Raw genomic sequence first — 20,484 nt, forward strand, 5'->3', positions numbered from 1 at the left:
GTCCGGCACCTCACGCTCCGTCCGGCGTCGCCGCTCGCCTCGCGGTCTGCTCCCTGGGCGGTGGCGCGAGGGCGTACCCGTCGTCGCGGCGGAGCACCAACGCCAACTCCTCGAGCATCGACAGCTTCCGCAGCGCGGTACGGACGGGCACTCCCGCCCGCGCGGCGAGGACGTCCACGCCCACCGCGCCCCGGCGGGGCAACGCCTCCACGACGGCCCGCGCGTCGTCGTCGAGCAGGTCGGCCGGCCGCTGGGGGCCACGCGGTACGGGTGCCAGGTCACCGATCCGCCCGACCTCCTCCAGCACCTGCGCGACGCCGGTCACCAGCCGGGCCTTCGGATGCTCCCGCAGCGTCTCGTGGGCGCCGACGGACATCGCCGACGTGACCGGGCCGGGCACCACCATGCTGGGCTTGCCCAGGGCGAGCGCCCGGTGCGTGGTCTGCGTGGCACCGCTGCGGGCGGCCGCCTCCACCAGCACCGTGCCGAGGGTGCCGGCCGCGATGACCCGGTTGCGGATGAGGAACCGGGGCCGGAGCGGGTCGGCTCCCGGCATCCACTCGCTGACCAGCAGCCCGGTGTCGGCGATCCGGTCGAACAGCGCCGCGTTGCCCATCGGGTACGGACGGTCCACGCCGCAGGCGAGCACCGCCACGGTGCGCCCACCCGCGTTGAGGGCGCCCCGGTGGGCTGCGGCGTCGATGCCGAAGGCGCCGCCCGAGACCACGGTCCAGTCCCGCTCGGCCAGCCCGTAGCCGAGTTCCGTGGCGACGTGCGTGCCGTAGCCGCTGGCGGCGCGGGCACCGACCACCGCCACGGAGCGGTCGAAGGCCTCCCCGAGCGGCCACGAGCCGCGTACCCAGAAGCAGAGCGGGGGAGCGGTCTCGACGTCCACCCGCCGGTAGGCCTCGGGCAGCCGGAGCCGGCGCAGCTCGTCGACCCGGACGGGCCACTCCTCGTCGCCGGGGACGACGAGCCGGGCGCCGAGCCGGTCCGTACGGGCCAGTGCCTCGGCCGCGACGGCCCGGGCGTCGCCGGCCGCGCAACGGGCCGCCACGCTGTTGCGCAGCGTCTCGTCCGGTGCGCCCCCGTCGAGCAGCAGGTCGAGCGTCGCCACCGGACCCAGCCGGTCGACCAGCCGGTGCACCGACCGGGTGCCCGGCTCGGCGAGCCAGGTGAGCGCCACCCGGGCCAGCGTCTCCTCGTCGATGCTCACGTCGCGTCCCCCGTCCTCAGTTGAATGGCCTCCCGCACGTCCTCCCGGTCGGGACGGTCCCGACCGTCCAGGTCCGCGATGGTCCAGGCCAGGCGGATGATCCGGTCGAAGCCCCGGGCCGACAGCGACCCGGAGTCGAGCCGGGCCCGCAGCTCCGCGGTGTCCGGCGCGGGCAACCGCCAGGGCGGGCGGCGCAGGTACGGGCCGGGTATCTCGGCGTTGACGCGGTGGCCGAGCACCGACCAGCGCGCGGCCGCCGCCTGCCGGGCCGCCGCCACCCGTTCGGCGACGGTGGCGGAGGCCTCGCTGTCGACGGTGGCCTCCATCAGCTCGGCCGCCCGGACGGGCGGCAGCCGCACCTGCACGTCGATCCGGTCCAGCAGGGGCCCGGAGAGCCGGCTGAGGTAGCGACGCCGGGCCTGCGGCGCGCACTCGCAGTACGCGTCCCCGGCCGGCCTGGCGCACGGGCACGGGTTGGCCGCCAGCACCAGCTGGGTACGGGCCGGGTACTCGGCGCCGCCCCGGCTGCGGGCCAGCCGGACCCGGCCGTGCTCCAGCGGCTGGCGCAGTGCCTCCAGCGCGCCCCTGCTGAACTCGGGCGCCTCGTCGAGGAAGAGCACGCCCCGGTGGGCGAGTGAGATCGCGCCGGGGCGCGCCAGCCCGGACCCGCCGCCGACCAGCGACGGCACCGTCGCCGTGTGGTGTGGCGCCTGGAACGGCGGGCGGCGCAGCAACCGGCCGCCCGGCGCCAGCAGCCCGGCGATCGAGTGCAGCGCGGTGACCTCCAGCGCGGCCTCGTCGTCCAGCTCAGGCAGGATCGACGGGAGGCGCTCGGCGAGCATGGTCTTGCCCGCTCCCGGCGGCCCGACCAGTGCCAGATGGTGCCCGCCCGCCGCGGCGACCTCCAGGGCCCTGCGGCCCAGACCCTGCCCCGCTACCTCGGCCAGGTCCGGCCCACCGCCGGTCGGTGGCGGGCCGTCCGACCCCGGTTCGATCAGGGGCGAGCCGTCGCGGACGAAGCTGACCAGCCGGTGCAGCGTGTCGACCGCGCGGACCCGGACCCCGGGAACGACCGCCGCCTCGGCGGCGTTGCCGGCCGGGACGATCACCTTCCCGACGCCGGCCCGGGCGGCGGCGGCGACCATCGGCAGCACGCCGCGCACCGGGCGGACCGCGCCGTCGAGCCCCAGCTCGCCGAGGACCACCACGCGTTCCAGCGGCAGCAGCGGCAGCTCACCGGAGCCACCGAGCAGGGCCGCCGCGATCGCCAGATCGAACGCGGAACCGAACTTCGGCAGGTCGGCAGGGAGCAGATTGAGCGTGATCCGCCGGTTGGGCCACCGCTGACCCGAGTTGACCACGGCCGCGCGGACCCGGTCCCGGGCCTCGTGCAGGGCGGTGTCCGGCAGCCCCGAGATCACCACGGCCGGCAGCCCGGCCGCCAGGTCGGCCTCGACCTCCACCAGATGCCCGGTGACGCCGACCAGGCCCACGCAGAGCACCTTCGCGTAGCTCACGACGCCGCCCACCGGCGCCCGCCGCACGATTCCGTCCGGTCGCGTCCGCCCATCAGAACGCTCCCTTGAGGTGCTCGATCCGGGCCGCGCCGGCGCCGGTGAGGCGTACCGAGACGACGTCGAAGCGCACCTCGTCGGCGGTGGTGCCGGTGTCGGCGAGCCACCGGGCGGCGAGCCCGCGCAGCCGTCGCGCCTTGGCCGGTACGACCGCCTCGGCCGGCGGACCGAACTGGTCGGTCCGGCGGGTCTTGACCTCGCAGAAGGCGAGCACCGGCCCGTCCCAGGCGATGATGTCGATCTCCCCGGCGGCGCATCGCCAGTTCCGGGCCACCGGGCGCAGTCCCGCCCCGATCAGGTGCCGGACGGCACACCGCTCCCCGTACGCGCCGACCGCCTGGTTCCGCTTCGTCATGTCCGGCACGGTGCCCCGGCGGGCGGGGCGACGCCGCCCCGCGTCCCGTGATCTGTGGACGGCGGACGAGCTGTGGACGGACGGACGATCATGCCCTCGCCGTGCTATGCGGCCGGACCGCCGTCCCTGAGCGTCGCCGTGCGGTGACCCGGTGCGCGGGGGACGCGGGTGCCCAGGGGGCGAATGGCGCCCGTGGAGCCGGTCGCATACGGTGCCGAACGTGGACGGACGACGGAACTTTGTCGAAGATCAGGAGTCGCGCTGGTATCCGGCCGATCGCGACCGTGACCGTGACCGTGAGAGCGGCTTCGGGGAGGCGGACTGGCGCGGCCCGGCCGAGACGCGGTACCGGGACGACGACCTGAGCGCCCCCGAGCCGCGCCGGGCCGCCGAGGACGCCCGCTACGGCGAGGCCATGGGGACCCGGCGCGGCGAAGCAGGACGTTTCGGCGCGTCGACGGAGCCCGACTCCGGCCGCTTCGGCGCCGTCGACGCCGACCGGGGCCGCTTCGGCGGGCCGGAGGACTCGGGTCGGTTCGCGGTGACGGGGCCGGAGGACGCGGGTCGGTTCGCGGTCGGCGGAGCGGAGGACTCCGGGCGGTTCGCCGTCACCGGGCCGGAGGACTCCGGCCGGTTCGCGGTGACCGGCCCCGAGGACTCCGGTCGGTTCGCCGTCACGGGGGCGGAGTCCGGGCGGTTCGGCGACGGCGATTCGGGACGCTTCGCGGCGGTGCCGCCGCTCGGGGACCCCCGGTCGGAGACCGAGGGATACCGGGCGAGCCGCTCGCGTCGGGCCGGGACCGACCCGGACGTCTCGGGGGAACTGCCCGCCGACCGCCCGGGGCGACGCGCCGCCCGGGAGTCGAGGGACGCCCGCGACGCGCTGTCGACCTCCGGTGTCGACGCCCTGGCCGGGGCGGGGCCCGTCGAGCGGGCCGTGGACCCGACCCGCCCGGCGCCGCTGGGCGGCTATCCGATCGTCGCGCCCGCCCGGGCGGCCGAGGCCGCGAGCCCGGCGGAGACGCCGGTCGACGAGCCCGCCCGGCCGGTCGAGCCCCCGAACCCGCTGGAGATGCCGACCGGGCCGATGACGCCGATCGCGCCCCGCACCGAGCTCGCGCCGGGAGAGTTGGCGGCGTACCCCCCGGTGGTCGCCCCGCACCCGGGGGCCCCGGCGGGCGACGGCGTCTACCGGACCCGGCGGCCGGCGCTGGCCGCGCTCTTCACGCTGCTGGTCCTGGTGTTCGAGGTGCCCGCGCTGCGGGTGCTGCTCAGCGGCGTTACCGGCGACCCGGTCTCGGCCGCCGACGTCGTGGTGGGGATCTTCCTGGTCTGCGGCCTGCCGATCTTCGCGATCGGCCTGTACGGGCTGCGCACCGGCGGGCTGTCGCTGGCGGAGGGGAGCCGGGGTTGGCTGCGCCCGCCGACGGCGTACCTGACCGTCGGCCTGGTGCTCTTCGTCGCCGCCGCCCTCGCGGTCGGCTGACCCTCGACCGTCGAGCCGGCCACCCGGGCCTGCGGGGCGGCTCCGCGCGGTGCCCGCGGAGCGCTGCATCCGCCTCGCCGCCGACGGCGATCAGCAGGCCGCCGGGCAGCGGACCGGCCGCCCGGCAACGCGGCTGGTGCGGACCGGCCGCCTCGGCCAGCTCCCCGGGGCCACGTCGTGTGCGGGAGGCCGAGGACCTCACCCTGCCGGTGCCCGTGGGACGGCTCCGCCGACGGAGAGCACCGGTCGGGGCGGGCGCGCCGAGTGCCGGAAATGGGCGATCCGACCCCTTCCCCGCACCCGAGGCATCGGGGGCGGGGAAGGGGCGTACACTGGTCGACTGGCGACCGCCTCGCGCGGTCGACCTCGCGCGCCCTCTCCACGAGCCGTCGTGGGGCGACGGCCTCCCTGGTCCCGATCTTGGTCGGGCCCGCCATGGCCGCCGACCGGGCGCCAGGACGCCCGGCCGCCTGGCCGGGCGGAACAACCAGGGACCACGAGGAGTACCCCACCATGGCCGTCGTGACCATGCGTCAGCTGCTGGAGAGCGGTGTCCACTTCGGGCACCAGACCCGGCGCTGGAACCCGAAGATGAAGCGCTTCATCTTCACCGAGCGCAACGGTATCTACATCATCGACCTGCGCCAGACCCTCGACTACATCGAGAAGGCCTACGAGTTCGTGCGCGGGACCGTCGCCGAGGGTGGCAGCATCCTCTTCGTCGGCACCAAGAAGCAGGCCCAGGAGGCCATCGCCGAGCAGGCGACCCGGGTCGGTCAGCCCTACGTCAACCACCGCTGGCTCGGCGGCATGCTGACCAACTTCCAGACGGTCTACAAGCGGCTCCAGCGGATGAAGGAGCTGGAGGCCCTGGGTGACCTGAGCGGCACCGCCGCCGGGTACACCAAGAAGGAGACCCTGCAGCTCTCCCGCGAGAAGATCAAGCTGACCCGCACCCTCGGCGGTCTGCGGGACATGCAGAAGCTTCCGGCCGCGATCTGGGTGGTCGACACCAAGAAGGAGCACATCGCCGTCGACGAGGCCCGCAAGCTGGGCATCCCGGTGATCGCGGTCCTCGACACCAACTGCGACCCGGACGAGGTCGACTTCCCGATCCCGGGCAACGACGACGCGATCCGCTCGGCCGAGCTGCTGACCAAGGTCGTGGCCGCCGCCGTCGCCGACGGCCTGATCGCCCGTTCCGGCCGTCGTCGCGGCAGCGACGAGAAGCCGGAGCCGGGCGTCGCCACCGACGAGCCGCTGGCCGAGTGGGAGCGCGAGCTGCTCGAGGAGCCGAAGAAGGCCGACGAGCAGGCCCCGCAGGCGCAGGCTGAGCAGGCTCCGGCCGAGCAGGCTCCGGCCGAGCAGGCCCCGCAGGCTCCGGCCGAGCAGCCGGCGACCGCCGCCGCGGAGTGACCGCACCGCCGCTTCCCCGCCGCCCGTTCGCCCGGGCGGCGGGGAGCGGCAGGTACGCCGGGCACGTCGCGCCCGGATCCGGGTAACCGGCACCAGGACCAACCCACCCGCAGTCTCAACACCGAAGAGAGAGCCATGTCCAACTTCACCGCCGCGGACGTCAAGAAGCTCCGCGACCTCACCGGCGCCGGCATGATGGACTGCAAGAAGGCGCTGACCGAGGCCGAGGGCGACTTCGACAAGGCCGTCGAGATCCTGCGCGTCAAGGGCGCCAAGGACGTCGGCAAGCGGGCCGGCCGTACGGCCGCCAACGGTCTGATCGCCCACTCCGGCAAGGCGCTGCTCGAGCTCAACTGCGAGACCGACTTCGTCGCCAAGACCGACGCCTTCATCGAGCTGGCCCAGCAGTTGGTGGAGCACGGCGAGCGCAGCGGCGTCGGCACCGCCGAGGAGCTGCTCGCGACCGAGCTGGACGGCAAGACCGTCGCCGACCTGGTGCAGGAGCAGTCCGCCAAGATCGGCGAGAAGCTCGTCCTCAACCGGTTCGCCAAGCTCGACGGCACCACCGCCGTCTACCTGCACCGCAAGAGCCAGGACCTGCCCCCGGCGGTCGGCGTGCTGGTGCAGTACACCAGCACCGCCGGCGACGAGGCGTCCGACTCGGACGCCCGGGGCGTCGCGATGCAGATCGCCGCCATGCGGCCGAAGTACCTCACCCGCGACGAGGTGCCGGCCGACGTCGTCGAGTCCGAGCGGCGCATCGCCGAGCAGACCGCCCGCGAGGAGAACAAGCCCGAGGCGGCCCTGCCGAAGATCGTCGAGGGTCGGGTGAACGCGTTCTTCAAGGACTACGTCCTGCTCGAGCAGGCGTCCGTCGCCGACAACAAGAAGACGGTGAAGCAGCTGCTGGCCGAGGCCGGCATCGACGTCACCCGCTTCGTGCGGTTCGAGGTCGGCCAGGCCTGAGCCGCCCCGGGCGCTTCGCGCGCCGCGGGCAGGGGAACGTCGACGAGGAGGCCGCCGGTGTACGTGACAGGCACCGCGGCCTCCTCGTCACATAGGGTCGGCTACGGCAGTTTCGCGGTTACGGGGCGTACGGGACGTGCGCATGGGGAAGGGCGGGCGGATGACGCAGGTTGTGAGTGACCGGAGTCTGGCGGCGGACGATCCGACGGCGCCACCTCCCGGCCGGGCCCGCCGGGTGGTGCTGAAGCTCTCCGGTGAGGTGTTCGGCGGGGGCGCGATCGGGGTGGACCCGGACGTCGTACAGGCCATCGCCCGGCAGATCGCCACCGTGGTCCGCCGCGGCGTGCAGGTCTCGGTGGTGGTCGGCGGCGGCAACTTCTTCCGGGGTGCCGAGCTGCAGAAGCGCGGCATGGACCGGGCCCGGGCCGACTACATGGGCATGCTCGGCACCGTGATGAACTGTCTCGCCCTGCAGGACTTCCTGGAGAAGGAGGGCATCGAGACGCGCGTGCAGAGCGCGATCACGATGGCCCAGGTCGCCGAGCCGTACATCCCGCTGCGCGCCATCCGGCACCTGGAGAAGGGCCGCGTGGTGATCTTCGGCGCGGGCGCCGGCATGCCGTACTTCTCCACCGACACGGTGGCCGCCCAGCGGGCGCTGGAGATCCGCGCCGACGTGGTGCTGATGAGCAAGAACGGCGTGGACGGCGTCTACACCGCCGACCCGCGGATCGACCCGACCGCCAGCAAGTTCGACTCGATCACCTTCTCCGAGGTGCTGCGGCGTAACCTGCGGGTGGCCGACGCCGCCGCGTTCAGCCTGTGCATGGAGAACGGCCTGCCGATGCTGGTCTTCGGCGCGCAGGGCGACGACACCATCATCCGGGCCGTGGGTGGCGACAAGATCGGCACCCTGATCACCGCCTGAGCGGTCGCGTGACCCCGACCTCAGCGGTCCCTCCGACACGACAAGCCCACGACGAGCACAGAAGGAGGCGAGGAGACCGGTGATCGACGACACCCTCCTCGAGGCCGAGGAGAAGATGGAGCGTGCCATCGAGCACGCCAAGGAGGAGTTCGGCGCGATCCGTACCGGTCGCGCCAACGCCGCCATGTTCTCCAAGATCATCATCGACTACTACGGCAGCCCGACGCCGCTGCCCCAGATGGCGTCCATCGGGGTTCCCGAGCCGCGCATGGTGATCATCAAGCCGTACGACAACTCGCAGATCAACGCCATGGAGAAGGCGATCCGCGACTCCGACCTCGGCGCCAACCCGAACAACGAGGGCAACCAGCTCCGCATCCTGCTCCCGCAGATGACCGAGGAGCGCCGCCGAGACATGATCAAGGTCGCCCGGCACAAGGGTGAGGAGGCCAAGGTGGCCATCCGTAACATCCGCCGCAAGGGCAAGGAGGAGCTGGACCGGCTCGTCAAGGACGGCGAGGTCGGCGAGGACGACGGCCGCCGCGCCGAGAAGGAACTCGACGACCTGACCCAGCGCTTCGTCGCCGCCGTCGACGACCTGGTCAAGCACAAGGAGAACGAACTCCTCGAGGTGTGAGTCGTACGCTTGGCCTCCGCCGCCGACGACGGCATCGTGGCACCGGCGCTCCGCCGTCCGATCGGGCGGCGGGGCCCGGTGCCACCGTCGTCCGAGGGCCGTCACGGGCCCGGTCCGACGTGAGGAATCGGTGGGTGCAGTAGGCTCGGCAGGATTCCCGGCCACCCTGCGGTGAACGGTGGGGATCGGCCGGCCGTCGGGCGGGTCAACCGGACGGAACAGTCGCGCGGGTAGGGGAATGGTTGTGGTTGTGCGTCAGTCGGTGGATCTCGTACCGGTCCCGCTCGGTGCGTGATGTCCCACCTCGAGCCCCACGGTAGCGCCGAGCCCCGCGGCTGGGACCGTCCCGACACCCCCGCCCCCGCACCGGCGCCCGCCCTTCCCTGGCCGGAGCCCGAGATCGAGCCGGGCCAGTGGCACCGCGGTCCCGCCGTCCTCCCCGACGCGTACGCCGAGGCGCCGGCCCGCCCCCGCCCGCAGGCCGGGATGATGCCGGCGGGCGGTGACGCGGCCGCGTCGAACGGCCACCGCGACCCCGACGACTCCGACTACCCGACCACCCAGCTGGAGCCGATCCGCGACGTCGAGCCGGAGCCGATCCCCGCGCCGCCCCCGGGCCGCCGGCAGCGCGGCCGGCGCCGGGCCGGTCTCGACCGGCCACCGACCCAGCAGCCCGCCCCGAGCCGGGCCGGACGCAACCTGCCGGCGGCCATCGCCGTCGGCGTGGCCCTCGCTGCCCTGGTCGTGGTGCCGCTCTTCTTCTATCCGCCCGTCTTCCTGGTGGTGGTGGCCGCGGCGGTCGGCGTCGGCATCTGGGAGATGGCCCGGGCGGTACGCCGCAGCGGCGCGCACCCGCCGCTGGTGCCGCTGATCGCCGGTGGGGTGCTCACCGTCGGGCTGGCCTGGTTCTCCGGTCCCGACGCGCTGAGCCTCGGCCTGCTGGTGACCGTGCTGGGCACCATGGTCTGGCGGCTCGGCGACGGGCCGGGCGGCTTCCAGCGGGACCTGACCGCCGCCACCCTCATCGCCGTGTACGTGCCGTTCCTCGGCGGGTTCGCCGCGCTGCTGGCGGCGGCGCCCGAGGACGGGCATCTGCGGGTGCTGGTGACGCTGGCCGCGGTGGTCCTCTCCGACACCGGCGGGTACGCGGCCGGCGTCAACTTCGGCAAGCATCCGATGGCCCCCTCGGTGAGCCCGAAGAAGTCCTGGGAGGGCTTCGCCGGCTCGGTCACCGCCGCGGCGCTGGGCAGCGCCCTGCTGCTCTGGCTGCTGCTCGACGTGGCCCCGTGGTGGGGCGCGCTCTTCGGGCTGGCGGTCTCCGGCGCCGCCGTCCTCGGCGACCTCGCCGAATCCATGATCAAGCGGGATCTCGGGGTCAAGGACATGAGCAACCTGCTCCCGGGCCACGGCGGCCTGATGGACCGGTTGGACTCGATCCTCTTCGCGTTGCCGACCGCGTACCTGCTCCTGGCAGTCTTCGTCCCGGTGCTGGAGTGAGGCGTGAATCACCCGTCGTCAGCGGTCCCGCCCGGGCGGCGGAGGGCGATTCGCCACCTCCGGACAGGTGTGTCGACAGTCCGGCGTGACAGACTGGACGGGCCATGACGAGCCTGCCCCTGATCCCCGCAGACCCCGACGCCCCCGGGCGGCGGCCCGCGATGCCTCCCCGTCACCTCGCCGATCTCGACCTCGCCGGCCGCCGGGCCCTGGTCGCCGAGCTGGGGGAGCCGGCGTTCCGCGCCAAGCAGGTCTCCACCCACTACTTCGGTCGCCTGGTGCGCGATCCGGGGCAGATGACCGACCTGCCGGCCGCCACCCGCGAGAAGCTCGCCGACCAGCTGCTGCCCCGGCTGCTCACCCCGGTCCGGGAGCTGGCGTGCGACGACGGCGCGACCCGCAAGGCGCTCTGGCGGCTGCACGACGGCTCGCTGGTGGAGAGCGTGCTGATGGGCTACCCGGACCGTGTCACCGTCTGTATCTCCAGCCAGGCCGGCTGCGGCATGGCCTGCCCGTTCTGCGCGACGGGCCAGGCGGGGCTGACCCGCAACCTCTCCACCGCCGAGATCGTCGACCAGGCGGTCTACCTGGCCGGGGTGGCCGCCTCCGGGGCGGTGGCGGGTTCGCCGCCGCGCCTGTCGCACGTGGTCTTCATGGGCATGGGCGAGCCGCTGGCCAACTACTCCCGGGTGGTCGCGGCGATCCGTCGGCTGGTCGCCCCGGCGCCCGAGGGGCTCGGGCTGTCGCAGCGCCACATCACGGTCTCCACGGTCGGGCTGGTCCCGGCCATCCGCCGACTGGCCAGCGAAGACCTCTCGGTGACCCTTGCGCTGTCGCTGCACGCCCCCGATGATGAGCTGCGCGACGAACTCGTGCCGGTCAACCAGCGCTGGAAGGTGTCCGAGGTGCTGGATGCGGCCTGGGACTACGCGGACCGCACGGGGCGTCGCGTGTCGATCGAGTACGCGATGATCAGAGACGTGAACGACCAGCCGTGGAGAGCCGATCTGCTCGGGCGGCTGCTGGCCGGGAAGCTGACCCACGTGAACCTCATCCCCCTGAACCCGACTCCGGGCAGCCGTTGGGACGCCAGCCCGAAGCCGGTCGAGCGCGAGTTCGTCCGGCGGTTGCGGGAGGCCGGGGTGTCGACGACGGTACGGGACACCCGGGGTCGCGAGATCGACGGAGCGTGTGGGCAGCTCGCCGCCGCCGAGGACATGGACACCGACCGGGCCGGGGAGAAGGCGTGACCGGGCGTAGCGAACGAGACCAGGAGACATAGTGGCGAGTCAGGGTCAGCGTTTCCGGCGTAAGGCGCTCCGCCGGGGATACAAGGTCGACGAGGTCGATGCCTTCCTGGACCGGGTCGAGGCGACGCTCGACGGCCGGCCCGTGGGTGCGCCCGTCGCCTCCCAGGAGGTCCACGACGTCGTCTTCCGGGTCCGCTTCAACGGCTACGACGAGTGGCAGGTCGACCTGCACCTCGACCGGGTCGAGCGGCAGCTGGCCGAGCTGGAGGAGCGCGGCGGCGTCGGCGGGCGCGGCGGCGACCCCCGGGACGCCGACCGCCTCGGCCCGCCCGACCGGATGGGCCCGCCGGATCGGATGGGGCCGCCGGCGCGTGACGATCGCGGCATGTCGCCGGTCCCGCAGCCGATGCCACCCCGGGCGATGCCCGCGCAGGCCGGGCCGCCCGCCGACCGCTACGGCCGCTACGACGAGCCCACCGGCGCCTTCGCCGGCGGATACGACGGGCCCCGGGGCGGCTACGAGCCGCCGCGCGGCCCGGGCGGCCCCGGCCCGATGGGACCGGGCGGCCCGATGGGCCACGGCGGCCCGCCGCCGCGCGGCCTCCCCGCCGGCCCCACCGGCTACGGCGACGGCCCGGGTGGCGGTTACGGCGACGGCCCGGGTGGTGGTTACGGCGACCGTCCGGGTGGTGGCTACGGCGACGGCCCCGGCAAGTACGGCGACGGCCCCGGCGGCGGCTACGGCGACCGTCCGGGTGGCGGTTACGGCGACGGTCCGGGTGGCGGCTACGGCGACCGTCCCGGCAACTACGGCGACGGTCCCGGTGGCTACGGCGACGAGCCGCGTTTCGACGGCTTCGAGGCCGGCCGGCGCGCTCGCGCCGACATGACCGCCGAGATCCGTATGCCGGAACGCGACCTGCGCGACCTGCGGGACCGCGGCCCGGCCGGCCCGCCCCCGCAGCCGGGCTTCGGTGGCCCGCCGAACGCCGGCCCGCCCGTGGGTGGCCCTCCGGTGGGCGGGCCCCCGGTCGGTGGCCCGCCACCGATGGTCGGTCCGCCGATGGCCGGCCCGCCCGGCAGCGACCTCTACCGCGTCGACCAGATCCGTCGCAGCTTCCAGGTGCGCCGGTTCGGCAGCGGCTACGACCCGGACCAGGTCGACCGGTTCTTCGACACGTTGCTGGGGGGCATGCAGGGCCGCAACGCGATGCCCGTGAACCCGAAGGAGCTGGACACGCTGCGCTTCCCGCTGGTGCCGGGCGGCTACTTCGAGGCCGAGGTCGACGCCGCGCTCAAGGACGTGCAGGACATCCTGTTCGGGCGCTGATCCGCGTACGGCGAGGGCCCGCTCCCCGGTCGGGGGCGGGCCCTCGTGCGTGTGGTCTCCGGCGCGCGGACCGGTGCGACGCCGGCTGGCGCGGGTGCGTCAGGACCGCAGGCCGTTGCGCCGCAGCACGGCGTCGCCGATGACGATGACCAGCAGCAGCACGGCCAGGCCGATCAGCCAGATGTTCTCGACCCTGCCCTCGTGGTTGCCGCAGAGCATCGCCAACAGGGCCAGCGCGGAGACCACCGCACCGATCCGCCCGGACTTGCGGTGCCCGGGCTTGTGCTGGTCTGGCGACGTTACCGGCTCGCTTCCTGCCACTGTCGGTCCTTCCCTCGCGATCGGATCTCCGGTTAGTCTGGCACGCCCCGTGCCGGGCCCGGCGCTGGGTCCGACCGATGGGGCGGACCGCACGATCCGCCCGGTCGGGACGGGCGTCGGCCGGAGGGCGTACGAGGGTGGCGGTCGGGGGACCAAGGTCCCGACGTCACCCGGGCGCATCGGCACTACCGGCGTCGCGGGTGGGTTGCCAGACTCCCTCCGGTAGCGTTTCTGGCGTACACCTTGTTTGTCGTTTTGAGGGGGAACTGCGGTGCGAGTGACCGGTACGGGGCACGCCAGCATGCGGATCGACACGGCCGCGGGCAGCATCCTGTGCGACCCGTGGGTCAATCCGGCCTACTTCGCCTCGTGGTTTCCGTTTCCGGACAACTCGCTGCTCGACTGGGCGGCCCTCGGTGACGTCGACTACCTCTACGTCTCCCACCTGCACCGGGACCACTTCGACGCGGCGCACCTGAAGCGCTTCGTGTCGAAGGACGCCACCGTGCTGCTGCCCGCGTTCCCCACCTCCGAGATGGAGGACGAGCTGCGGGAGTTGGGCTTCACCAAGTTCCTCAAGGCGCCGAACGAGCAGGTCGTGGAGCTGGACGGCGGCCTGAAGATCATGATCCAGGCGCTGACCAGCCCGACCGACGGCCCGATCGGCGACTCCTCGCTCTGGGTGGAGTACGACGGCGTCCGGCTGCTCAACCAGAACGACGCCCGCCCCACCGACCTGGGTGTCTTCGCCGAGCTGGGGCACGTGCACGCGCACATGCTCCAGTTCTCCGGCGCGATCTGGTACCCGATGGTCTACGAGCTGCCGCAGGCGGCGAAGACGGCGTTCGGCAAGCAGAAGCGGGACCGGCAGTTCGACCGCACGTGGCGCTACATCGACGACCTGAAGGCCGACCACGTCTTCCCGATCGCCGGCCCGCCGTGCTTCCTCGACGACGAGCTGTGGCAGTTCAACGACATCCACGGCGACGAGGGCAACATCTTCCCCGACCAGTCGGTCTTCCTGAGCGAGTACGCCAAGGTCGGCGGCACCAACGGCGTCGTGCTGCTCCCGGGCAGCGTCGCGGAGATCACCACCGAGAGCTGCGAGACCAGCCACCAGGTGCCGGTGGACGAGTTCTTCGCGAACAAGGTCGCCCACCTGGAGGAGATGCGCGAGCGCAAGCGGCCGGTCATCGAGGCGGAGAAGGCGTCCTGGCGCCACCCCGAGGTTGACGTGCTCAAGGAGATGCAGCGCCGGATCGAGCCGTTGCTGGACGAGTCGATCTACCTGGCCAAGGGGGTCGGCGGCCCGGTCCGCTTCGACCTGGTGGGCACCGACAGCTCGGGCGGGGAGACCGTCGAATCCATCGTGGTGGACTTCCCCGGCAAGCAGGTCCGCCCGTACGCCGACGAGAAGGTCCGCTACCGGTTCCGTACGGAGCGGGCGCTGATCGAGCACCTGCTGCACATCGGCGAGGTGGACTGGGTCAACTCGCTCTTCCTCTCCTGCCGCTTCTCGGCGGCCCGGATCGGCCAGTACAACGAGTTCGTCTACGCGTTCTTCAAGTGCCTCTCCACCGAGCGCCTCCAGTACGCCGAGGGCTGGTACGACGAGCACGAGCGCTCCAGCGACGCCGAGGACATCACCCTCGGCGACTGGGTGGTGCAGCGGCGCTGCCCGCACCTGAAGGCCGACCTGACCCGGTTCGGCATCGTCGACGGCGACCAGCTCACCTGCCAGCTGCACGGCTGGCGGTTCGACCTGCCCAGCGGCCGCTGCCTGACCAGCGTCGGGCACAAGGTCCGCGCCCACCGCGTCGACGCCGAAACCCCCGCCCCCGCAGGCGAGGCCCTCAGCTAGCTCCCGAAGCCGGTCAGCGGGCCAGGTCGGTGAGGATGCGGCGGGCGGCGTTGTGGCCGGCGGCGCCGATGACGCTGCCGGCCGGGTGGCAGCCGGCGCTGCCCGCGTAGACGCCGTCGACGCCGGTGGCGTACGGCATCCGGTCGGTGAACGAGACGGTGTTGTCGACGTGGTGGATGTGCCCGCCGGTGATGCCGAAGTGCGCCTCGATGCCGGGCGGCGCCAGCGGCACCGCGTCGGCGATCAGGTCACCCGTGCCGGGGGCGTACCGCTCGCAGATGCCGATCAGGCGGTCGACGTAGCCGGGCAGCGCCTCGTCCCAGGTGGTGTCGGCCAGCGCGTACGGCACCGACTGCACGAAGAGGGCCGACGAGTGGTGCCCCCGGCCGTCGGACAGCGAAGGGTCGACGGTGGTGTGCAGGTACCACTCGATGGTCGGCTCGTCGGGCAGCCGCCCCGCCTGCACGTCCGCCCACATGGCGCGCAGCGCCGCCATCGGCGACTCCCCGCCGGAGCCGGTCAGCGAGTCCGAGCCGGGCAGCAGGTGGATCGTCGAGCCGAACGGGCTGGGCGCGCCCTCGGGTAGGCAGGAGAAGCGGGGCAGGCCGGTCAGCGCCAGGTTGAGCTTGAGCGTGGTGCCGGGGCGGCGGACCGCCGTCATCCGCTCGGCCAGCGGCGCCGGGAGCGCGCCGTCGGGCAGCAGGTCCATCAGCCGGTACGGGTCGCAGGCGCCGAGCACCACCCGCGCGGCGACCTCCCGCCCGTCGGCGAGGACGACCCCACTGGCCGCGCCGCCGTCCAGGGCGATCGCGCTGACCGGCGTGCCGGTGCGGATCGTCGCGCCGGCGGCGCGGGCGGCGTCGGCGAAGGTGCGCGACACGGTGCCCATCCCGCCCTCGGCGATCATCCACGTGCCGTCGGAGCCGGGCAGCCGGCACATGTTGTGCACGAGGAAGTTGTGCCCCGTGCCCGGGTCGTCGGGGCCGGCGTTGAGCCCGGAGAGGCCGTCGGTGACCGCGTACATGCTGACGAGCAGCTCGGAGCGGAAGTCGAAGCGGGCCAGGTGCGCGGCGACCGAGCCGCGGACGAGGTCGACGAAGACCTGCCGCAGCGCCGGCCGGACGTACCGCTCGGCGGTCTCCTCGACGGGCAGCGGCTCGGCCAGCCAGGCGGGGGCGAGGTCGTCGCGCAGCGCGGCCAGCTCGGCCTGGAGGGCGTCGTCGGCGGCCACGTCGGCGGGGGAGAAGAACTCGGCGAGCTGCGCCCGGGTGGCGGCCGTGTCGCTGCCGAAGAGCAGGTAGGGCGAGCCGGGGCCGCCGGGGGTGGGCAGGAAGTAGTGCGGGTCGCGGCGCAGCACGGGGATGCGCACGTCGAGCGTGGCGAGCAGCTCCGGCGGCATCAGCCCGAGCAGGTACGACCCGGTGGAGTGGCGCAGCCCCGGCACGCGGGGGAACGGCGCCTCGGTGCGGGTGGCCCCGCCGATCACGTCGGCCGCCTCCAGCACCAGCACGTCGAGCCCGGCGCGGGCGAGCAGGATCGCGGACACCAGACCGTTGTGCCCGGCACCGACGATCACCACGTCGGCCCGGGTCGGCAGCTCGTCACCCATGCCGGGGGAGCCTACTGCCCGCAGGCCCCGCCGGTCAGCCCTTCACCACCCGGTCGGCCCTTCACCGCCGCTCAGCGCTCACCACCGGTCAGCCCTGCACCGCCGGGGCGGCCGTCGACGGGTGGTCGTCCGTCGGTGGGGCGGCCAGCAGTTGGGCGGTGAACGTCTCCAGCTCCAGCTCGAAGAGCGCCTCGGCGTCGGTGACCGCCCAGTCGAACTGGTGGAAGACCTCCATGGCGACCAGGCCGTAGAGCCGGGTCCAGCCGGAGAGGAAGGCGTACGCGACCTCGACCGGCACCTCGCCGTGGCTGATCCGCAGCGGCTCCAATCGCCGCCCGCCCAGGCGCTGGCGGAGCAGTTCGGGCGGCGGGGTGCGGAACGGGGAGCGGTGCCAGAGGTCGAGGATCGGTTGGATGAAGACCGCGCCGAAGCGGGAACCGGGGTGGCCCTGGTCGACGCCGCCGTCGAGCGCGTTGCGGCCGGGGGTCGGGGCACCGAAGATCAGCCCGAACTCGGCCGGGTGTGCCACCGACCAGGCGCGGAACGTCCGGGACATGGTGAGCAGCTGGTCGACCGGGTCGGGCCCGGCGTCGTCCCGGGTCGCCTCCAGCAGCAGCCGCAGCTCGTCGTAGAGGTCGCCGGCCAGCGCCGCGACGAGGGCCTCCAGGCTGGGGAAGTAGCGGTAGATGGCCGGCGCGGTCATGCCCATGTCGCGGGCGATGGCCCGCAGCGAGACGGCGTCGACCCCGCCCGTCACCAACAGCCGTCGAGCCCCGTCCTTGATCTCGGCGACCGTCGCCGAGCGTAGGCGTTCCCGTCGGCTCGGTGCGTCCATCCGGCTGACTCCCTTGACCGAATCGACCGCCGTTGCCATAGTTAACGGCGTTCACTCAAATGAGCGATGGTCACAGCCTAGCCGTCGTCGGAGGGGGAGGCGAATGTTCGCCTGGTGGGGACAGATGGTCGTGCGGCTGCGCTGGTCGGTGCTGGCCGCCGCCCTGGTGCTCGTCGCGGTCGGCTCCACCTGGGGGGTCGGGGTCTTCGGGCAGCTCACCGGCGGCGGCTTCGACGACCCGGCGAGCGAGTCCAGCCGGGCCGCCGAGCGGATCACCCGCGAGCTCGGGCCGCAGGGTGCCGACCTCGTCGTGCTCTGGTCCAGCGACGGGCCGACCGTCGACGAGCCCGCCTTCCGGGACCCGGTCGCGGCCACCGTCGCCGGGCTGCGCCAGCGATCGGAGATCACGAGCGTCACCACCTGGTACGACACCCAGGCCCCCGCGCTGCTCTCCACCGACCGCCGGGCCACCTACGCGCTGATCCAGCTCCGGGCCGCCGACAAGGACGACAAGGCCGCCGCGTACGAGGAACTGCGGCCCGCCCTGGCGGCGCCCGGCGTACGGACCGAGGTCGGCGGCGCCACGGCGGCCCTTCAGGAGTCGAACGCGCAGACCACCGAGGACATCACCCGCGCCGAACTGCTCTCCATGCCGGTGCTGCTGGTGCTGCTCGTGCTGATCTTCGGCGGACTGGTGGCCGCCTCCACGCCCCTGCTGATCGGCGGGCTCGCCATCCTCGGCGCGTTCGTCGCCGTCCGGCTGGTCAACATGGTCACCGACGTGTCGGTGTTCGCGATCAACGTCATCACCCTGATCGGCCTGGGCATGGCGGTCGACTACGCCCTGTTCGTGGTGAGCCGGTTCCGCGAGGAGTTGGCCGCCGGCCGGGACACCCCGGCCGCGATCCGGCGGACGATGGCCACGGCCGGGCGGACGGTGCTGGTCTCCGGGCTCACCATCGCGACCGCCATGGCCAGCCTGCTGATCTTCCCGCAGGCGTTCCTGCGCTCGATGGCGCTCGGCGGGATGGCCGCCGTGCTGGTCGCCATGCTGGCCGCGCTGACCGTGCTGCCGGCCCTGCTCGCGGTGCTCGGCCACCGGATCGACGCGCTGCGCGTACCGCTGCCGTGGCGGCGCGGGGCGCGCGGTGGGCGGCCGGCGGCGGGGGAGACGGGCGGTGCCTGGGCCCGGATCGCGCACAGCGTGATGCGCCGCCCGGTGCGCTACCTGGTCGGGGTTTCCGTGCTGCTCCTGCTGCTGGCCACGCCGATCCTGCGGATGGAGTTCGGCGGGTTCGACGACCGGGTGCTGCCCGCGAGCGCCGAGCCGCGGGTGGTCTCCGAGCGGATCGCCGCGGAGTTCCCCGGCGGCACGATCGCGCCGATCGACGTGCTGGTCTCCGGGGTGTCCCCGGAGCAGGTGCAGCCCTTCGCCGACCGGGTGGCCGCGGTGCCGGGCGTGACCGGGGTGCAGGTGGCGGCCAACCGGGGCACGTCGACGCTGCTGACGGTGACCTACCCGGGCGAGCCGACCGGTGACGCCGCGCACGACGTGGTCCGGGCGCTGCGCGCCCTGCCCGCGCCGGGCGGCGCCGAGGTGCTGGTCGGCGGCCGGCCCGGCGTCGACCTCGACCTGATCGACGGCCTCGCCGACCGGCTGCCCTGGATGGCCCTGCTGATGGCCGCCGCGATCCTGGTCCTGCTCTTCCTCGCCTTCGGCTCGGTGGTGCTGCCGGTCAAGGCGGTGCTGATGAACCTGGTGTCGATCGGCGCGTCGTTCGGCGTCGTGGTCTGGATCTTCCAGGACGGGCACTTCGCCGACCTGCTCGGCTTCACCCCGACCGGGTTCATCGAACCGAGCAACCCGATCCTCATGCTCGCCGTGCTCTTCGGGCTGGCGACCGACTACGAGGTGTTCCTGCTCTCCCGGGTGCGCGAGGAGTGGGACCGCACCGGCGACAACACCGCGTCGGTGGCCACCGCGCTCCAGCGCACTGGCCGGATCATCACGGCGGCGGCGCTGCTGCTGATCATCGTGGTGGCGGGCTTCGCCACGGGCGAGATGGCGTACATCAAGCTCATCGGGATCGGCATGATCGTGGCGATCGTGGTGGACGCGACGCTGGTCCGGGCGCTGCTGGTCCCGGCCACGATGCGGCTGCTGGGCCGCTGGAACTGGTGGGCCCCCGGCCCGCTGGCCCGCGTCTACCGCCGCTTCGGCATCAAGGAGTCCGACGACGAGCCCGGGCCGGCGGCTCCGGATCGGGTGCTGCGCCACCGGGACAGGGCGAGGGTGGCGGAGTAGCCCGCCAGCACGATCACGTGGAAGAGGTAGAGCCAGAGCAGGACCGCCACCCCCGCGCCGATCTCGTCGAAGCCCCCGAACGGCACCCCCAGGTCGATCGGGAGCGAGGCGAAGAGCACGAAGCCGTGCAGGAAGCCCGACAGGTTGGCCGCGGTGAACGACCCGACGCCCAGTGCGGAGAGCCAGTCCGGCGACGCGGGGCCGACCACCCGGAACACCCAGAGCAGCACCGGGGTGAGCACCAGCCAGACCGCCAGGAACGACAGCACCACCCCCAGCGCGCCGGTCCAGCCGCCCTGCCGTACCAGCCCGGTGGTGGTGGGCAGCGCGAGCAGGATCGACAGCAGCAGGGCCGGGGCCGGCGCCAGCAGGGGTAGCAGCAGCAGCCGGCCCCGCCAGCCGACCAGCGACTCCTCGCTGCGCGGCACGGCGACTGAGACGAAGGCGCGGCGCAGTCCCTCGCCGTAGAGCGACGCCGGCAGCAGCGACGCCAGGGCCAGCAGCGGGGTCAACCCCACCCCCGCCCCGACCAGCGCCTGCACCGCGTGGGGCGCGCCGATCGCGTCCGGCAGCGTCTCCACGGCGTACGAGGTGAGCCGGCGCACCCGCTCGCCTCCCGCCAGCAGCGACGTCAGCCAGATCGCCAGCAGGGCCACCGGCACCACGGCGATCGCCCCGTAGAAGGTGATGGCGGCGGCGTGCAGGGACAGGTCCCGCCCCCGCAGCGGGCGGAACGCCGCACTGGTCACGCGTTTCGCCCGTCGCCATCCGTCGCTCATCGCGGCTTCTTTCCCCGTGACGCCCCGCGTCACGCACGAGATCGCCGCCCGCGTGGGTGCCGTACGGCACGTCGCTCCCGGCAGCCGGGCCCGTGGACGGTCCCCGTTGCGTCTGAGTG

General features: G+C 73.7%; 17 protein-coding genes. 10 read left to right on the forward strand and 7 right to left on the reverse strand.

The window, feature by feature from the left end; all coding sequences use genetic code 11:
- Positions 1-10 precede the first annotated feature (10 nt).
- Genes CLT72_RS29865 through CLT72_RS29875 form a run of 3 tightly spaced genes read right to left on the reverse strand, consistent with a single transcriptional unit; the run spans position 11 to position 3,145 of the window.
- A complete protein-coding gene (locus CLT72_RS29865; RefSeq protein ID WP_101414594.1) occupies positions 11-1,216 on the reverse strand; it encodes a DNA-processing protein DprA in 1,206 nt (401 codons plus the stop codon).
- Complete coding sequence (locus tag CLT72_RS29870; protein WP_101415465.1) at positions 1,213-2,733, reverse strand: YifB family Mg chelatase-like AAA ATPase; 1,521 nt, start codon at positions 2,731-2,733, stop codon at positions 1,213-1,215. Before CLT72_RS29870 ends, CLT72_RS29865 begins: the two co-directional genes overlap by 4 nt.
- Positions 2,734-2,785: 52 nt before the next feature.
- Positions 2,786-3,145, reverse strand: a complete 360-nt coding sequence (locus CLT72_RS29875; protein ID WP_089001538.1) for a YraN family protein — start codon at positions 3,143-3,145, stop codon at positions 2,786-2,788.
- A gap of 220 nt (positions 3,146-3,365) precedes the next feature.
- Between CLT72_RS29875 and CLT72_RS29880 the strand changes: the two genes are divergently transcribed.
- From CLT72_RS29880 to CLT72_RS29915, 8 genes are all read left to right on the forward strand, one after another.
- Positions 3,366-4,631, forward strand: a complete 1,266-nt coding sequence (locus tag CLT72_RS29880) for a hypothetical protein (protein WP_486484354.1) — start codon at positions 3,366-3,368, stop codon at positions 4,629-4,631.
- Between the two features lie 513 nt (positions 4,632-5,144).
- Positions 5,145-6,047: a 30S ribosomal protein S2 gene (gene rpsB / locus CLT72_RS29885; protein ID WP_101414595.1), complete on the forward strand. Its 903-nt coding sequence runs from the start codon at positions 5,145-5,147 to the stop codon at positions 6,045-6,047.
- A gap of 135 nt (positions 6,048-6,182) precedes the next feature.
- On the forward strand, positions 6,183-7,013 hold the full coding sequence (tsf, locus tag CLT72_RS29890; RefSeq protein WP_089001536.1) for a translation elongation factor Ts: 831 nt from the start codon (positions 6,183-6,185) through the stop codon (positions 7,011-7,013).
- Positions 7,014-7,173: 160 nt separating this feature from the next.
- Positions 7,174-7,941: a UMP kinase gene (gene pyrH / locus CLT72_RS29895; RefSeq protein ID WP_089001535.1), complete on the forward strand. Its 768-nt coding sequence runs from the start codon at positions 7,174-7,176 to the stop codon at positions 7,939-7,941.
- A gap of 79 nt (positions 7,942-8,020) precedes the next feature.
- The gene (gene frr / locus CLT72_RS29900) at positions 8,021-8,578 is read left to right on the forward strand and encodes a ribosome recycling factor (protein ID WP_101414596.1); all 558 of its coding nucleotides are present in this window, start codon (positions 8,021-8,023) and stop codon (positions 8,576-8,578) included.
- A 294-nt stretch (positions 8,579-8,872) separates the two neighbouring features.
- A complete protein-coding gene (locus CLT72_RS29905; RefSeq protein ID WP_101414597.1) occupies positions 8,873-10,075 on the forward strand; it encodes a phosphatidate cytidylyltransferase in 1,203 nt (400 codons plus the stop codon).
- A 104-nt stretch (positions 10,076-10,179) separates the two neighbouring features.
- The gene (rlmN, locus tag CLT72_RS29910; protein ID WP_089001532.1) at positions 10,180-11,325 is read left to right on the forward strand and encodes a dual-specificity RNA methyltransferase RlmN; all 1,146 of its coding nucleotides are present in this window, start codon (positions 10,180-10,182) and stop codon (positions 11,323-11,325) included.
- A gap of 31 nt (positions 11,326-11,356) precedes the next feature.
- The gene (locus CLT72_RS29915; RefSeq protein WP_101414598.1) at positions 11,357-12,655 is read left to right on the forward strand and encodes a DivIVA domain-containing protein; all 1,299 of its coding nucleotides are present in this window, start codon (positions 11,357-11,359) and stop codon (positions 12,653-12,655) included.
- 99 nt (positions 12,656-12,754) lie between these two features.
- Here CLT72_RS29915 and CLT72_RS29920 read toward each other — a convergent pair whose 3' ends face one another.
- Positions 12,755-12,976, reverse strand: a complete 222-nt coding sequence (locus CLT72_RS29920; RefSeq protein WP_101414599.1) for a DUF2631 domain-containing protein — start codon at positions 12,974-12,976, stop codon at positions 12,755-12,757.
- Positions 12,977-13,247: 271 nt separating this feature from the next.
- On the opposite strand from CLT72_RS29920, the gene CLT72_RS29925 reads away from it, so the two are divergent.
- Positions 13,248-14,837 (forward strand): Rieske 2Fe-2S domain-containing protein, encoded by a 1,590-nt coding sequence (locus CLT72_RS29925; RefSeq protein WP_101414600.1) that lies wholly within the window; start codon positions 13,248-13,250, stop codon positions 14,835-14,837.
- 13 nt (positions 14,838-14,850) lie between these two features.
- Here CLT72_RS29925 and CLT72_RS29930 read toward each other — a convergent pair whose 3' ends face one another.
- Positions 14,851-16,446: a phytoene desaturase family protein gene (locus tag CLT72_RS29930; protein ID WP_101414601.1), complete on the reverse strand. Its 1,596-nt coding sequence runs from the start codon at positions 16,444-16,446 to the stop codon at positions 14,851-14,853.
- An 88-nt stretch (positions 16,447-16,534) separates the two neighbouring features.
- Positions 16,535-17,281 (reverse strand): TetR/AcrR family transcriptional regulator, encoded by a 747-nt coding sequence (locus tag CLT72_RS29935; RefSeq protein ID WP_158242086.1) that lies wholly within the window; start codon positions 17,279-17,281, stop codon positions 16,535-16,537.
- 103 nt (positions 17,282-17,384) lie between these two features.
- Here CLT72_RS29935 and CLT72_RS29940 point away from each other — a divergent pair, with 103 nt between their 5' ends.
- Positions 17,385-19,586, forward strand: coding sequence for an MMPL family transporter (locus CLT72_RS29940; RefSeq protein ID WP_101414603.1), 2,202 nt, complete (start codon positions 17,385-17,387; stop codon positions 19,584-19,586).
- Here CLT72_RS29940 and CLT72_RS29945 read toward each other — a convergent pair.
- Positions 19,487-20,365: a YhjD/YihY/BrkB family envelope integrity protein gene (locus tag CLT72_RS29945; protein WP_101414604.1), complete on the reverse strand. Its 879-nt coding sequence runs from the start codon at positions 20,363-20,365 to the stop codon at positions 19,487-19,489. The genes CLT72_RS29940 and CLT72_RS29945 overlap by 100 nt on opposite strands.
- Positions 20,366-20,484 lie beyond the last annotated feature (119 nt).

This window comes from Micromonospora sp. CNZ309, from assembly GCF_002846525.1.